Annotated in this window: 19 protein-coding genes; 11 read left to right on the plus strand and 8 right to left on the minus strand. The window is 63.1% G+C overall.

Annotated features, from left to right (window positions below):
* Nucleotides 1-4: 4 nt before the first annotated feature.
* Nucleotides 5-859 carry a lytic transglycosylase domain-containing protein gene (locus FJ936_RS19485; RefSeq protein ID WP_140792673.1) on the plus strand — a complete coding sequence of 285 codons (855 nt, stop codon included), beginning with the start codon at nt 5-7 and terminating at the stop codon, nt 857-859.
* Nucleotides 860-869: 10 nt separating this feature from the next.
* Nucleotides 870-1,739 (plus strand): Stf0 family sulfotransferase, encoded by an 870-nt coding sequence (locus FJ936_RS19490; protein ID WP_246680498.1) that lies wholly within the window; start codon nt 870-872, stop codon nt 1,737-1,739.
* A 13-nt stretch (nt 1,740-1,752) separates the two neighbouring features.
* Here FJ936_RS19490 and FJ936_RS19495 read toward each other — a convergent pair whose 3' ends face one another.
* Nucleotides 1,753-4,092 (minus strand): response regulator, encoded by a 2,340-nt coding sequence (locus tag FJ936_RS19495; RefSeq protein ID WP_140792671.1) that lies wholly within the window; start codon nt 4,090-4,092, stop codon nt 1,753-1,755.
* Between the two features lie 111 nt (nt 4,093-4,203).
* On the minus strand, nt 4,204-5,121 hold the full coding sequence (locus tag FJ936_RS19500; protein WP_140792669.1) for a polyprenyl synthetase family protein: 918 nt from the start codon (nt 5,119-5,121) through the stop codon (nt 4,204-4,206).
* A gap of 222 nt (nt 5,122-5,343) precedes the next feature.
* On the opposite strand from FJ936_RS19500, the gene FJ936_RS19505 reads away from it, so the two are divergent.
* The 3 genes from FJ936_RS19505 (at nt 5,344) to FJ936_RS19515 (ending at nt 7,083) form a co-directional block, all read left to right on the plus strand.
* The gene (locus FJ936_RS19505) at nt 5,344-6,105 is read left to right on the plus strand and encodes a transglycosylase domain-containing protein (protein ID WP_140792667.1); all 762 of its coding nucleotides are present in this window, start codon (nt 5,344-5,346) and stop codon (nt 6,103-6,105) included.
* A 141-nt stretch (nt 6,106-6,246) separates the two neighbouring features.
* Entirely contained in the window at nt 6,247-6,429 is a 183-nt protein-coding gene (rpmF, locus tag FJ936_RS19510) for a 50S ribosomal protein L32 (RefSeq protein ID WP_008834724.1), read from the plus strand.
* Between the two features lie 252 nt (nt 6,430-6,681).
* Nucleotides 6,682-7,083: a hypothetical protein gene (locus FJ936_RS19515; protein ID WP_140792665.1), complete on the plus strand. Its 402-nt coding sequence runs from the start codon at nt 6,682-6,684 to the stop codon at nt 7,081-7,083.
* A gap of 9 nt (nt 7,084-7,092) precedes the next feature.
* Here the strand turns inward: FJ936_RS19515 and FJ936_RS19520 are convergent, their stop codons facing one another.
* The 3 genes from FJ936_RS19520 to FJ936_RS19530 all read right to left on the minus strand — a co-directional run bounded on the left by FJ936_RS19520 (nt 7,093) and on the right by FJ936_RS19530 (nt 8,505).
* Entirely contained in the window at nt 7,093-7,524 is a 432-nt protein-coding gene (locus tag FJ936_RS19520; RefSeq protein WP_015315346.1) for a heme-binding protein, read from the minus strand.
* A gap of 161 nt (nt 7,525-7,685) precedes the next feature.
* Nucleotides 7,686-7,919, minus strand: coding sequence for a hypothetical protein (locus FJ936_RS19525; RefSeq protein ID WP_140792663.1), 234 nt, complete (start codon nt 7,917-7,919; stop codon nt 7,686-7,688).
* 76 nt (nt 7,920-7,995) lie between these two features.
* Complete coding sequence (locus FJ936_RS19530; protein WP_140792661.1) at nt 7,996-8,505, minus strand: helix-turn-helix domain-containing protein; 510 nt, start codon at nt 8,503-8,505, stop codon at nt 7,996-7,998.
* Between the two features lie 92 nt (nt 8,506-8,597).
* Between FJ936_RS19530 and FJ936_RS19535 the strand changes: the two genes are divergently transcribed.
* From FJ936_RS19535 to FJ936_RS19555, 5 genes are all read left to right on the plus strand, one after another.
* Nucleotides 8,598-9,434, plus strand: coding sequence for an alpha/beta hydrolase (locus tag FJ936_RS19535; RefSeq protein ID WP_140662723.1), 837 nt, complete (start codon nt 8,598-8,600; stop codon nt 9,432-9,434).
* A gap of 88 nt (nt 9,435-9,522) precedes the next feature.
* The gene (locus tag FJ936_RS19540; RefSeq protein WP_140720077.1) at nt 9,523-10,179 is read left to right on the plus strand and encodes a glutathione S-transferase family protein; all 657 of its coding nucleotides are present in this window, start codon (nt 9,523-9,525) and stop codon (nt 10,177-10,179) included.
* Nucleotides 10,180-10,184: 5 nt separating this feature from the next.
* Nucleotides 10,185-10,508: a metalloregulator ArsR/SmtB family transcription factor gene (locus FJ936_RS19545; RefSeq protein ID WP_015315351.1), complete on the plus strand. Its 324-nt coding sequence runs from the start codon at nt 10,185-10,187 to the stop codon at nt 10,506-10,508.
* A gap of 13 nt (nt 10,509-10,521) precedes the next feature.
* Nucleotides 10,522-10,890: a DUF4440 domain-containing protein gene (locus FJ936_RS19550; RefSeq protein WP_140792659.1), complete on the plus strand. Its 369-nt coding sequence runs from the start codon at nt 10,522-10,524 to the stop codon at nt 10,888-10,890.
* Between the two features lie 18 nt (nt 10,891-10,908).
* Nucleotides 10,909-11,373, plus strand: a complete 465-nt coding sequence (locus FJ936_RS19555) for an SRPBCC family protein (RefSeq protein ID WP_140616692.1) — start codon at nt 10,909-10,911, stop codon at nt 11,371-11,373.
* Nucleotides 11,374-11,399: 26 nt separating this feature from the next.
* On the opposite strand, the gene FJ936_RS19560 is transcribed toward FJ936_RS19555, so the two are convergent.
* The 3 genes from FJ936_RS19560 to FJ936_RS19570 form a co-directional block, all read right to left on the minus strand.
* Nucleotides 11,400-11,663 carry a metalloregulator ArsR/SmtB family transcription factor gene (locus FJ936_RS19560; protein ID WP_010911936.1) on the minus strand — a complete coding sequence of 88 codons (264 nt, stop codon included), beginning with the start codon at nt 11,661-11,663 and terminating at the stop codon, nt 11,400-11,402.
* 31 nt (nt 11,664-11,694) lie between these two features.
* A complete protein-coding gene (locus FJ936_RS19565) occupies nt 11,695-12,942 on the minus strand; it encodes an MFS transporter (RefSeq protein ID WP_140616693.1) in 1,248 nt (415 codons plus the stop codon).
* Between the two features lie 90 nt (nt 12,943-13,032).
* Nucleotides 13,033-13,227: a DUF1192 domain-containing protein gene (locus FJ936_RS19570; protein WP_015315356.1), complete on the minus strand. Its 195-nt coding sequence runs from the start codon at nt 13,225-13,227 to the stop codon at nt 13,033-13,035.
* A gap of 122 nt (nt 13,228-13,349) precedes the next feature.
* On the opposite strand from FJ936_RS19570, the gene FJ936_RS19575 reads away from it, so the two are divergent.
* Nucleotides 13,350-14,360: an NAD(P)H-quinone oxidoreductase gene (locus FJ936_RS19575; protein ID WP_140662729.1), complete on the plus strand. Its 1,011-nt coding sequence runs from the start codon at nt 13,350-13,352 to the stop codon at nt 14,358-14,360.
* The last annotated feature ends 5 nt before the right edge of the window (nt 14,361-14,365 follow it).

Below are 14,365 nucleotides of genomic sequence, written 5' to 3' on the forward strand. Positions count from 1 at the left end.
CCAGATGCGGCGTTTCCCGTGGGTGGCGCTGATTTTCCTGTGTGGCATGGGCTGGTCGACGCTTGCCCAGGCGGATCCACCGCAATCGGCCAAGCAGCGGCTGATCGACAAGGTCTGTAACCTGATCCAGGCGCATGCCGATCAGAACGGCCTGCCTCGGGATTTCTTCGCCCGCCTGATCTGGAAGGAAAGCCGGTTCGATCCCAACGCCGTGAGCCCTGTCGGCGCCGAAGGCATTGCCCAGTTCATGCCGGGCACCGCCAAGATGCGGGGGCTTGAAAATTCCTTCGACATCAACCAGGCGATTCCGGCGTCGGCTAGATATCTCGCCGAAATGAAGGCCGGCTATGGCAATCTCGGTTTGGCGGCCGCTGCCTACAATGCCGGCGAGAGCCGGGTGTCGCGCTGGCTGAATTCCGGTGGCTTCCTGCCGATGGAGACGGAAAGCTATGTCTTCGACGTGATGGGCGAGCCCGTCGACAAGTTCACCGACCGGGCCTATGCCGGCAAAGTCGAGCCACTCGACGCCAAGCTGGATTTCGCGGTCGCCTGCCGCAAGCTGCCGGTGATCATGTCCAGAACCGTGGCGATGGCCTCAATCAACATCAAGCCATGGGGCATTCAGGTGGCGGGCAATTTCCGCCGCAGCGCCGCGATCAGCCAATGGCTCAGGGTACGGGGCCGTTTTCCGGCCCTGCTTGCCGGGCATGATCCGGTGGTCAGCCGAGTGCGTACGCCGATCGGCCGGCGCGGCATCTACGCGGTCCGGATCGGCGTCGACGACCGCGCCGCCGCCAATGTCATCTGCCAGAAACTGCAAAGCATCGGTGGCGCCTGCGTGGTGGTGCGCAACCGGTAGCCGAGGAGGGTTGGGCTGCACGGGGGCACACGCCGTTGGAATGTGCCCATCGTATCCAGCAACGATTTCAGCTATAGCGGCGCCGGACCGGTGGGCTGGTCCGCCTTCGGCAGCTACAGGGACAGCGATGTTCGACGCGTACATTATCTGCGGCACGCCCAGAACCGGCAGCACCTTGCTGTGCAAACTGCTGGCGGCCACCAGAACGACCGGCGATCCACACTCATTCTATCGGCGGCAGGATGTGTCGGAGTGGGCCGAAGAATGGAACCTGCCGCCTCGCGACACGATGGGCGAGCTTGAATTCCAGCTTGCCTATCTCAATGCGGCGATCGATGCCGGCAAGGGTGGTACGGAAATCTTCGGTCTTCGCCTGATGCGAGAAAACCTGGACGAGCTTTCAGCGATCCTCGACCGGATTTTTCCGGGGCTTGTGTCGGACAAAGCGCGTTTCGAAAGGGCTTTCGGTCGCGTTCTCTACGTGCATCTGTCGCGTGAGAACAAGCTTGCGCAGGCTGTCTCCCTGGTCAAGGCGGAGCAGACCGGCCTTTGGCACGTCGCTTCCGATGGAACGGAGATCGAAAGGGTCGGATCGCCAGGAGAACCGCGGTACGATTTCCAGCGTATCAGGGACGAAGTCGCCGAGCTTGAGGCCTATGACGCAGCGTGGAACACATGGTTCGCCGAGCAAGACATAACGCCACTGCGGACTGGCTACGAGCGGCTTTCAAGCAGCCCGGCGGCAACGCTGATTTCCATCTGTCAGGCCTTGGGTGTACAGTCGCCGAACGCCGGGGATGTGAAACCGGGTGTCGCGAAGCTCGCCGACGCGACAAGCCTCGACTGGATGCGCCGCTACCATCTGGACGCAGCCGTCTGACGCCGGACGGAGTTCAGGCCGTCTTGGCCACCACCGTTTCGCTGAGCCAGGTGCCGATCTTGGCGCCGAGGCGATCGGGCGAAACGGGCTTGGGCAGATAGTCGTCCATGCCGGCCTCGATGCACTTGTCGCGGTCGCCCTTCAGCGCATGCGCGGTGACGCCGATGATCGGAATGTGGCCGCCCGACGACGCCTCGATGGCCCGGATGGCGCGTGTCGCCTCGTAGCCGTTCATTTCCGGCATCGAGACGTCCATCAGAACCAGCCTCGGATGCAGCGACCGGTACATCTCGACCGCGGTGCGGCCATTGCCTGCGATGCGGTAGCTCAAGCCCAGCCCATTGAGGATCTGGCCGAACACCATCTGGTTCACGTCATTGTCCTCGGCGATGAGGATGTCGATCGGGCTGTTCGGCGCGGCATTCGATTCCGGCACTGCCGCAATCGGCATGGCGGGGCCGCGGATTACCGTGAAGGCCGGCGGCGCCGGCTGAGGCATCGGTTGGATCGGTTCGCGAATGAAGTGCGCCTTGCCGACCTGCGAGCGCGCCTTCTGGATGACCGAGATGACGGTGCCGAGCAGGACCGCCGAGCGCGCTGGCTTGGTCAGATGCGCCGATATGCCGAAGTCGATGATCATCTTGCCGAAATCGACCTGGTCGACCGAGGTCAGGATAACGACTGGGATGGTGGACAGCCGGCTGTCGGCGGCGATGGCGCGGGCGACATCGGCGCCGTTCATGCCGGGCATCTGATAATCGAGGATGATGCAGTCGACGCTGGCGCCGAGCTGGCAGGCGCGATCGAGGAAGGCGAGGCCAACCGCGCCGCTTTCGGCGGCGGCGCAGTCGAAGCTCCAGCTTCTGAGCTGTTCGAGCAGGATCTCGCGGTTGACCGGATTGTCGTCGATGACCAGCACGCGCGCGCCGGTGACGTCGACCGGCACGATGGCGTCGCGCGCCTCGGCACGGTGGACCGGCAGCGGCACGGCGAACCAGAAGACGGAGCCACGGCCGATCTCGCTCTCGACGCCGATCTTGCCGGCCATCATATCGACGAGGCGGGCGGCGATGGCGAGCCCAAGGCCGGTACCTTCGTGACGGCGGGTCGAGGAGCCATCGACCTGAGCGAACTTCTCGAACACGTTCTGCAATTTCTCGGCCGGAATGCCGATGCCGGTGTCCTCGACGCGCAGCTTGAGCTGGACGACGTCGTTGACGGTTTCGCCGCCGACATCGATCAGCACATGGCCCTTCTCGGTGAATTTCACCGCATTGCCGACCAGGTTGGTGACGATCTGCCGGAAGCGGCCGGCGTCGCCGACGACATAGGCCGGCAGCCTGGGGTCGACGCGCACGATGAGCTCCAGGTTCTTCTCGGCGACGCGCGCCGAGACAAGCGTCGCCACGTCCTCCACCGCTTCCGAGAGGCGGAAGGGGGCAGGATCGAGCGTCAACTGCCCGGCATTGATCTTCGAGAAGTCGAGGATGTCGTTGATGATGGTGAGCAGCGCGTTGCCCGACTTGACGATAACGTCGGTGAACGTCTTCTGGCGCGGGTTGAGCTCGGTCTTGGCCAGCAATTCGGCCATGCCGAGCACGCCGTTCATCGGTGTGCGGATCTCGTGGCTCATATTGGCCAGGAATTCCGACTTGGCGCGGTCGGCGGCCTCTGCCTTGAACAAGGATTCGGCCGACTGGGCAAAGGCGCGACGGATCGCCTGTTCCATCGGCCGGAAGATCCAGAAAGCGACGATGCCAAGGACGGCAAACAACAGGCCGCTTGCCCACAAAAGCAGCCGGTCGCTGGAGGCATCCGCCTGATGGCGTTCGTCGTCCATCGCGGTGCGGACACGCACCAGCATGGGCTGAACGAACAGGTCGTTCTGGTTGCGGATCTCGCGAGTGCTCCATTCATCGGTCTTTTGCGCCACCGACATCAGGTTGAAGTTGCGAACCATGTCACGCGGCGACCAGAACAGGTCGCCATTGACCGAAGCGGCCGCGAGCTCGCTGACGGTCTTGGCCGACAGGCGCGGGCGGATCGCGGCGAGCTGGGCGGTCAGGGTCTCGATCTCGCCGGTCAGCCGCTCGGAATGGTCGCGCGCCGAAGCCGTCAGCGCATCGCGCGTCTCGATCCGCCAGGCGGAACTGGTTGTCTCGGCGAAGCTGGTGGCGTTGCGCAGATCGCGGGTGAAAATGACGAGATTGCTGCTCAGCGCATCGATTTCATGGCGCAAGGAATTGACGCGATTGAGCGCAACCATGATGGCGGCTGAAGCCAGCGCGAAAACCAACAATCCTGAAAGATAGCGTATCCGGACGGACCGGATAAAAGAAGAATATTCCGGCATGCGCAACCCCAACACATACGCATCATTCTAAGGATTGGGATTACGCTTCATTTACATTAAGATTTCGTTGGTGGACCGCAGGTGCGCCGCGCAACCGACATGAGCCTGCCGTCAGCTGTTACGGGTTGCGACGAAGATCGCCGCGGCTTTCAGCAGGGCAGCCTTTTCGCCATAAGGTTCGAGCAGCGCGTGCGCCTGGCCGACGAGGCCGTCGAGCTGCTTGCGTGCCCAATCCGCGCCGTGCAGGGCCACCAGCGTACCCTTGCCCGCGGCGGCATCCTTGCCGGTCGCCTTGCCCATCTGCTCGGCGTCGGCCGTCAGATCCAGCAGGTCGTCGGCGAGCTGGAAGGCCAGGCCGATCGCCGAACCGAACTCGGCAAGCCTTTCCAGGTCATCCGACTGTGCGCCGGCCAGGATCGCACCCGCCTCGCAGGCGAAGCGGATCAGCGCGCCGGTCTTCATCGCCTGCAGCGTTATGATGCCGGCCTCGTCCGGTCGCACTTGCTCGGCTTCGAGGTCTAGCTTCTGGCCGCCGACCATCCCACCGGCCCCGGCGGCGCGGGCGAGCGCTAGCACCAGGGCTGCGCGTCGTTCGGCCGGCAGCGCCGTCGCTTCGCCGGCGATGATGTCGAAGGCAAGCGTCAGCAAGGCGTCGCCCGCGAGGATGGCGGTGGCTTCGTCAAAGGCCTTGTGCACGGTCGGCTGGCCGCGGCGCAGGTCATCGTCGTCCATCGCCGGCAGGTCATCGTGGATCAGCGAATAGCAATGCACGCATTCGAGCGCCGCCGCGACGCGCAACGCCGCTTCGCCATCGGCGGAAAACAGGGCGGCACTTTCCATGACCAGGAAGGGGCGCAGGCGCTTGCCGCCGTTCAACACGCCATGGCGCATCGCCGCCATCAGACGATCGGGCCGAGCGATCTCACCCGAAAGCGGGCGGTCGTCGAGCAAGCGACGCAGCATCACCTCGACGGCGGCCGCGCGCCTGATGAGCGCCATTTCGAACGCCATTTCGTCGTCATTCGTCATGGCCGGGACCGGTAGCCGACACTCAGACGTTGCGCAAGAAGGCAAGCGCCATTATGCCGGGGCGGTAAGAGCCCGTTTGGAAACTCATCTCCTGCGGTCATCTGAAGGCGTTTTCCGCGCTTCCGGTGTTCACGTACTCGAATGTACGCTCCGCTCCGGTTCTCGAAAACACCCTCACATGACTCCCAGGAGCGAGTTTCAAAGCGAGTTCTCTGGCATGGGTTGGGCGGCTTGGCGGAACCGATCGTCGATCATGAGACCGAAAAGCTGGACATGGCGACGAGATTGCGAGGCGTGAGCCGCCGCAGTCTCAAGCGCTGGGTCCGGCGCGGCATCGTCGTGGCCGCCGTGCTGGCGCTCATCCCGGTGGTGCTGACCTTTCTCTACCTGCCGTCCTTCGTGCATCCAGTGTCGACGCTGATGCTGAAGGATCTCGCGACATTCTCCGGCTACGACCGGCGCTGGGTGTCGATCGATGATGTCGCGCCTGTGCTCGCCCATTCGGTCATCATGTCGGAGGACGGGCAGTTCTGCTTTCATCGCGGCGTCGATCTTGGCGAGCTCAGGGGGGTCGTCGATGATGCGCTGGCCGGCGAGGCGACGCGTGGTGCCTCGACCATCACCATGCAGACGGTGAAGAACCTCTTCCTGTGGTCGCGGCCGCTGGGCTCGGTGCGCAAGGTCGTCGAACTGCCGCTGGCCGTCTATTTCGACGCGGTGATGTCGAAGCGGCGCATTATGGAGATCTATCTCAACATCGCCGAGTGGGGGCCCGGCATCTACGGCATCGAGGAGGCGGCGCGGCACCATTTCGGCATTTCGGCAAAGCAGCTGTCCAGACGGCAGGCGGCCCTTCTCGCCGTCACGCTGCCCAATCCGATCGCCCGCAATCCGGCAAAACCAGGGCCGGGCTTGAGAAGGCTCGCCAATCTGATCGAGCGGCGCGCCGGCCGCTCCGGCGCCTATGTCGGTTGCCTGGACTAGCCGGTATAAAAAAGATTCACCACAGTGCTGGCCAAAACGGTGTCAGGCGTGTATAGGCACCCGACTTTCTCAGATTTAGGCCCCGACATGGCCCTTTCACGAGGGCGGGCGGGGCTTTTGACCATGTAGTGGAGCATATCCATGGCCGTTCCGAAACGCAAAACCTCTCCGTCCAAGCGCGGCATGCGCCGCTCGGCCGACGCCCTCAAGGCCCCGACCTATGTCGAGGACAAGAACTCCGGCGAAATGCGCCGCCCGCACCACATCGACCTGAAGACCGGCATGTATCGCGGTCGCCAGGTGCTGACGCCCAAGGAAAGCTGAGACCAGCTTTTCCCAAGCAACCGAGTTACAAAAGACCGGCTTCTGGCCGGTCTTTTTGCGTTTTGGCCTTGCCCTGCGCGCCGGCTACTTCAAGCGCTGAGCTTTTTTGTCTCGTCTTTCATGTCGGCCGGGCAACCGGCTGACATGGTTGTTGCATCCGGTATTCGACCGTGTTTGCGGCCGCGCACGAAAAATCTTGACGCCGTGCCTGTGGGGCATTCTACAGAAGGTGCCCCCATATGGAGACGCCAGATGTTCGGTGCCGTCCCGCTTTTGATCGTGCCTTTCGTGCTCTACAATCTCGGCCTGCTCGGTATATTCGGCGGCGGCGACGATCCGTGGGCGAGCGAGATGTTCTCGTTCCGCATGATGTCGGGCGGGGTGTTCTCGATGACGCTCGGCGACCTGATCGTGCTGATCGGGCTGATTTTTCTGTTCCTTGAAATGGTGAAGTCGGCGCGCACGACCACCGCCTCGATCATGGACCATCTGTTGTCGACACTTGTCTTCGTTGCTTTCCTGGTCGAGTTTCTGCTGGTGAAGGGTGCCGCGCACTCCATCTTCTTCACGCTGCTGATCATCGCGCTGTTCGACGTGCTGGCCGGGTTCGCGGTGTCGATGCGGTCGGCCAGCCGCGACATCAATTTGAATTAGACCGGAACCTCAGCCCGGATCGGCGGCGAAGCCGGCGGCTTCGATGCCGGCAATCGCGGCCGCCTCGTCATTGTCAGACGTGTCGCCGGAAATGCCGACAGCGCCGATGACACTGCCTGCCTTGTCGCGGATCAGCACGCCGCCTACGACCGGCAGCACGCGTCCACCCGACACGTCGGAAATGCCGGCAACCAGATGCGGGCGCTCCTTGGCGAAGGCCTCGACCCTGCGCGAGCCCATGCCGATCGCCAGCGCGCCATAAGCCTTGCCGGCCGACATTTGCGGGCGCAGGAACGAGGCGCCGTCCTGGCGCTGGAAGGCGACCAGGTGCCCGCCGGCGTCGAGCACCGAGACGCCGAGCGGCTTGAGCTTGAGATCGGCGCCCCTGGCGAAGGCGGCATTGATGATCTCTACGGCTTTTTCGAGCGACAGCGCGGTCATGGCAATCTCCTGTTGAACAGCCCAATCATCGCCGGCCAGCCGGACCAGGCAATCCCGCTTTCGGTTGAAATTGCTTCCCGCGAAGCAGCGGGATGAAGGCGTGCCTGTCGGATGCGTCAGGACGCTCGATCCAGGACGAGGCATTGGTGGAGAGACGGGGGCTATTTTTTCTTGGCGCGGGCCGGCTTCTTGGCAGGTGCGGCAGGCGCGTTGGCTAGATCTTCGGCTTCCTTGGCCAGCCGCAGCGCCCGCAGCTTGTCGGTCTTGACCTTGCGGGCATCGCTCTCGGCGACGTATTCGGCCATGGCTTTCTGCCGGACCGTCGCCGCCTCTTCCTGCTTCTTGAAGCGCAGATCGGCACGCGCGCGGGCAGTGTCCCTAGAGTTCTCAACCAAGAGCGTATCCAATCCCGTGAAGTGTGATTTCCGTCCTTTGTAGCAGAACGGGCCTTTCAACGGGGAAAATAGTTGGTCAGGCGTTGCGGGCCTTTTCGGCAACCACCGCTTCATAGGCGGCCTGCAGCGTCGCGCGGACAGAGGAGCCGGGCGCTGTGTCGAGGGGGGTGCCGAGATGCTCATGGCGCAATTCGTCCATGAATTTCTCCCACATTGGAGGTCCGCCCTTTTCCAGGAGTTCGGCGCGGATCGAGAGTTCCTTGCTTATCGGCAGCCAGACGCGGCCCCAGGCGCCGAGATGGGCCAGGATGGGCACCAGCGTGATGGCCATCTCGGTCAGGCTGTAGATCGCCTTCTGCTTATGACTCGGATCGTCCGCCTTGGTCAGCATGCCGAGCTCCATCAGCCGCTTCAAACGGTCGGCGAGGATGTTGGAGGCGATACCCTCCATCGAGCCGTTGAGCAGCTCGCGAAAATGGCGCCTGCCGCCGAAAATCATGTCGCGCAGGATGATCAGGCTCCAGCGATCGCCGAACACCTCGAGCGAAAGGTTGATCGGGCAGCCGGACCGGCGATCGAGGGTCATTTCATTTTCTCCGCAAAACCGGTTGCATTATCGTATCGGTTTTACTATCGTGCAACCGATTGCAAAATGCAAGCAGATGAGGAGGCCATGAAATGACGAGCAAAGACCGTCCCGAGATCATATCGGAAGCCTTTGGCGATCCGGCGGATCCGGCGCTGTTGCTGATCATGGGCGCGATGGCCTCGATGCTGTGGTGGCCGGAGGCGTTTTGCCGGGAGCTCGCGAATGCCGGCCTTTACGTGATCCGCTACGACAATCGCGACACTGGCCGGTCGACCAAATATCTGGTGGGACAGCCGCCCTACACTTTCGACGACATGGCTGACGACGCGATATCCGTTCTCGACAGTCACGGCATCGGCAATGCGCATGTCGCGGGCATGTCGATGGGCGGCATGATCGCGCAATTCGTCGCGCTCCGGCACCCTTTGCGCGTCGCTTCGCTGACCGTGATCAGCAGTTCGCCCGTGGGGACCGACACGTCGCATCTGCCGCAAACGACCGATGCCTATATGGAGCATTCGGCCGATGGGACCAAGGTCGACTGGGCGGACCGCCGCCAGGTCATCGACTTCATGGTCAGCGATGCACGCGCGATCGCCAGCACCGCGCATCGGTTCGACGAGGCCGGGATGAGGGCGTTCATCGAGCGGGATTATACCAGGTCCGGCGGCTTGCTCAGCGCCACCAATCATTTCATGCTCAAGGGCAATGACCAATGGAAGGGTCGCCTGCACGAACTGGCGGTGCCGCTTCTGGTCATCCACGGCACGTCGGATCCGATCTTTCCGGTCGAGCATGGCGAGGCCTTGGCCCAAGCAGTTGCCGGCGCGAAACTCCTTCGTGTCGAAGGCGGCGGTCACGAACTGCATCCGGATGACTGGCCTGATATAGAAGCCGCCATTGTCGAGCATGTCCGATCCAGCTGAGACTTCGTGGGCGAGCCTTGACGAGCGAGGCCTGCCGCAATAGTTAAGTAAATGCTTCAGTGTTTCCACAGAACAGATGAGCACAAGAATGTCCCTGACGCTGCATTTCCATCCGCTGGCCTCCTTTTGCTGGAAGCCGCTGATCGCGCTCTACGAGAACGCCACGCCTTTTGCGCCCGTCATCGTCGACCTAGGCAACGAGCAATCGCGCGCTGCCTTTCTGAAGGTTTCGCCGACCGGCAAGATGCCGGCGCTGCGCGACGAGGCGCGTGACCGGACGGTGCTGGAATCGACCATCGTCGTGGAATATCTGGCCGCGCACTATCCGGGACCGATTGACCTCGTTCCCGAAGGCATCGACCTGGCGCTGGCGGTCCGCCAGGCCGACCGCTTCTATGATTTCTATGTGCAGGAGCCGATGCAGAAGATCGTCGGCGACAGGTTGCGGCCGCAGGACAAGACCGATCCATTCGGTGTCGAGCAGGCGCGGAGCCAGCTGCGCAATTCCTACGCCATCATCGAACGGGAGATGCTGTCGAGGGAATGGGCTGTGGGCGATATCTTCACCATGGCCGATTGCGCGGCGTCTCCGGCGCTCTTCTATGCCAACAAGGTCGAGCCGTTCGGCGACAGCTATCCCGCCGTGAAGCGCTATCACGACCGCCTGCTGCAGCGCGCCGCCTTCACCAGGGTGATCGAGGAGGCGCAGCCTTACTTCAAGTTCTTTCCCTACAACAACGGCTGATCGCGATGCTGCACGATCCCGCCCAACTCGACCTGATGTTCCAGGCGCTCGCCGATCCGGCGCGGCGGCAGATGGTCGACCGGCTATCACGCGGCCCGGCGTCGGTGAGCCAGTTGGCCGAGCCGCTGGCGATGTCGCTGTCGGCGGTCGTCCAGCACCTCAATCTCCTGGAGGCGAGCGGCCTCGTGCGCACGCAAAAGGTCGGACGGGTGCGCACCTGCCAGATCGAGCCGAAGGCGCTGCGCGCGGCCGAACACTGGATCAATGAGCGGCGCCTCTCATGGGAACGCCGGCTGGATCGGCTCGGCGATTTTCTTGCGGAGAATTGAAGAGGAGCATGCCATGTCAAAGAGCAAATCCGACCTCGTCCGCGGCAATTTCGCGGCCTTTCAGGCCAGCGACCGCGCCGTGATGGAGACAGCGCTGGCCGGCGACTTCACCTTCACCAGCCCCTATGACGACGCCATCGATCGCACGACCATCGAGCGCTGCTGGCCGAATGGCAAGCTGTTCCGGTCGATGACGATTGAGCGGATTTGCGAAGACGGGGCTGCCGCCTTCGTTCTGTATGGCTGCGAAACGGTGGACGGAAAATCCTTCCGCAACACCGAGCTACACGTGTTTCGCGGCGACCGGCTGCGCAGTGTCGAGGTCTATTTCGGCGCTGCCTATCGCAACGGTGTCTTCATTCCGCCGAACCAATCGAGTTGACCAGCGAGGACCCAAGCCATGACCGAACGTTCCGTCGTCCACTCCACCTTCGTTATCGAGCGCCTCTATCCCGCGGCGCCATCGAAGGTCTTTTTCGCGCTCAGCAATCCGGACGCCAAGCGGCACTGGTTCACCGATCCGGGCAACCCGATGCCCAGCCGATACGAACTGGACTTTCGCGTCGGCGGCAAGGAGATCAATGCCGGAGGGCCGAAGGATGGGCCGATCCACGTCTACACCGCCACTTACTGGGATATCGTGCCCGACCAGCGCATCGTCTACAGCTACGACATGCTGTTTGGCGATATCAGAATTTCGGTGTCGCTGGCCACGATCGAACTTTTTGCCGAAGACAAGAGCACGCGCCTGGTGCTGACCGAGCAGGGCGCTTTCCTGGATGGCCATGACACGTCCGGCACACGCGAGCATGGGACCGGGGTGTTGCTCGATCTTCTCGGCAAGTTTTTGCGGATGGAAACCTGATCGTTGTGGCTGCTGACCGAAGAGGATCAGGCTTCCCAGAATTGATCGAGCCAGATGTTGAGTCTGAGGAAGCCGGCATTGCTCACCGTATAGACACGCCGCGTCCCTTCAGCCTTGGCATTGACCAGTCCGGCGTCGAGCAACACTTTCAGATGCTGTGATACCGCCGGGCGGGAGACTGGCAGCCCGGCCGCCAATTCGTTGACGGTCTTCGGACCGCGTCGAAGTTCTTCCAGAAGATGGCGCCGATTGGGATCGGCGATCGCCATGAAGGCGTCGGAAAACATCATGCCTCATTTGTGAGGCAAAGTTTTTCAAATCTCAACTGTTTGCTTCTGCTTTTCTTCTCGGATCGAGCCGCAATGCTTCGGGGGTCACCGAACGGTCGGCCGGCTGCGTCTTGAAGGCATCGCGATCTCCGATCGGCACCGGCGCGCGGCGGCTGATGCGCAGCAGCGTGTAGCCGGCCAGCGACAGATGCGCGAAGGCTGTCGCCAGGAACAGGCCCTCCGGGCGCATCCAGCCCATCAGCGCTGCCGCCAGCAAGGGGCCGATCATGGTGCCGAAGCCATAGAGCAGCAGCAGGCCGCCCGAGACCTTGACGAAATCCTCGGCACTGGCGTGGTCGTTGGCATGCGCCACGGCGATCGAATAGAGCGTGTAGGCGAAAGCGCCGTAGGCGGCGGTGAAGACGAGGACGAAGACCGCCGAGCGCGGCTCGAACAGGAAGATGAGCAGCGCAAACAGCGCCGCGCCGAAGGCGGCACCGGCCAGCACGAAACGCCGGTCGGTCTTGTCGGAGAGGCGCCCGGCCGGAAGTTGCATGGCGGCGCCGGCGACGACCACCAGGCTCATCATCAAGGCGATCTCGGCGGTGGAGATTCCGATGCGGGCGCCGTAGACGGCGCCGAGCGTGCCCCAGGCGCCGTTGGCGATGCCGATCAAAAGGCAAGCGATCGCCGACACCGGCGAGTTGGCGTAGAGTCCGTTGACGTCGAGCTTGACGTCCTGCAGCGGCTTGGGATGCGAGGCGGTCGAAACCGCGGTCGGGATCAGTGACAGGCAAAACAGGATGCCGGTGATCATGAACAACGACGCCGATTTCACGTCGCCGCCGGCGACGATCATCTGGCCGCCCATGATCGAGGCATAGGTGACCATCATGTAAAGGCCGAAGACGGTGCCGCGGTTCTCGTTGGTGGCCTTTTCGTTGAGCCAGCTCTCGATGACCATGAAGGCGCCGGCCATGGTGAAGCCGGTAAAGGCACGCAGCAGGATCCAGACATACTCGTCGATGATCAGGCCGGTGAGCAGTGCCACGATCGCGCCGGACGCGGCAAAGGCGCCGAAGGCGCGCACATGTCCGGCGCGGCGCACGATGCGCGGCGCAAAGAAACAGCCGGTGACGAAGCCGCCGGCCCAAGCCGTCCCCATCAGGCCGAGCGAAGCGGTCGAGAACCCTTCCACCTGGCCGCGCAAGGGCAGCAGCAGCCCGTGCAATCCCGATGCCGCCAGAAGAAAGGCGGTGCCGCGAAGCAGGGAAAGGATCGGTCTGTAGGCTGCGAGCATTTTTTGATCCGACTGGGGGACTGGGCGGGGACGCGGGTTTGAAGACAGTCGCATTCGGGCTTTTCGGCGGCGGGCGATTGCCCCAGCGATTTATCCGCGGCGGAACAGCGCCTCGGCAGCCGATTTGGTGGTGTCCTTGGTCTTGAGTTCGGCCTCCAGCCGGGCGATCTCGTCGCGCAGGATACCGATGCGCTCTGACAGTTCACCGACGGAAAGCAGCGACAGGTCTTGCCCGATCTCGTGCGGACGTGCCTTCTTCTTGGGTTCGTCGTCGAAGATCGCCATGGCTGCTCCTCCTCCGCCAGACCAGATTGGCCATTTGCCTGATTTGGCAATGAGCATACATAGGGCAAGGGCGTCGATGCAAACAGCCGGTAAGAGTGCGGCGAGGAAAGACGGAAAACTTCATGGCGAGCGGACAGAAAATTCCGGCACGAATGACGGCGATCGCTATCTCGGAGCCGGGTGGCCCAAGGGTGCTGAAACCGGAAACGCGCGACGTACCGCAGCCCGGCCCCGGCGAAATCCTGATCAAGGTGCATGCCGCCGGCGTCAACCGGCCGGACGTGCAGCAGCGCAAGGGGGCCTACCCGCCTCCGCCCGGTGCATCGGACCTGCCGGGCCTCGAGGTGTCGGGAGAAGTGGCCGCTCTTGGCGACCAGATATCGCGCTGGCGCATCGGGGACAGGGTCTGCGCGCTCACGCCCGGCGGCGGCTATGCCGAATATGTCAGGGTTCATGCAGGCAGCGTTCTGCCACTGCCGGCGGGCTTCACCCACACGGAAGCGGCGGCGGTGCCGGAAAACTATTTCACCGTCTGGCACAATGTGTTCGAACGCGGCGGCCTGAAGAAGGGTGAGACGCTGCTCGTCCATGGCGGCTCGTCCGGCATCGGCACCACGGCGATCCAGCTCGCCTCGGCCTTCGGCGCTTATGTGATCACCACCGCCGGATCCCAGGAGAAATGCGACGCCTGCCTGAAGATCGGAGCCGACCGTGCGATCAATTACCGCGAGCAGGATTTCGTCACCGCGGTCAAGGAGGTGACCGAAGGCCGAGGCGCCAACGTCATCCTCGACATGGTCGGCGGCGACTATGTCCAGCGAAACTACGAGGCCGCCGCTGTCGAGGGCCGGATCGTGCAGATCGCGGTTCAGGCAGGCGCTGTCGCCAGTGCCGATTTTTCCAAGGTCATGGTCAAGCGGCTGACCCATACGGGCTCGACGCTCAGGCCGCGCACCGTCGAATTCAAGGCGGCGATCGCGGCGGCGCTGGAGGCACAGGTGTGGCCTCTGCTGGGCACGCGCAAGGTGGCCCCGGTGATGGACATGATCTACCCGCTCACCGACGCCTGGCGTGCGCATGAGCGGATGGAGGAGGGCGAGCATATCGGCAAGATCGTGCTTGACGTAGGCTAGGACGT

Origin of the sequence: Mesorhizobium sp. B2-4-13, assembly GCF_006658535.1 — a bacterium.
In the GTDB taxonomy this organism is placed as follows: Bacteria; Pseudomonadota; Alphaproteobacteria; order Rhizobiales; family Rhizobiaceae; genus Mesorhizobium; species Mesorhizobium australicum.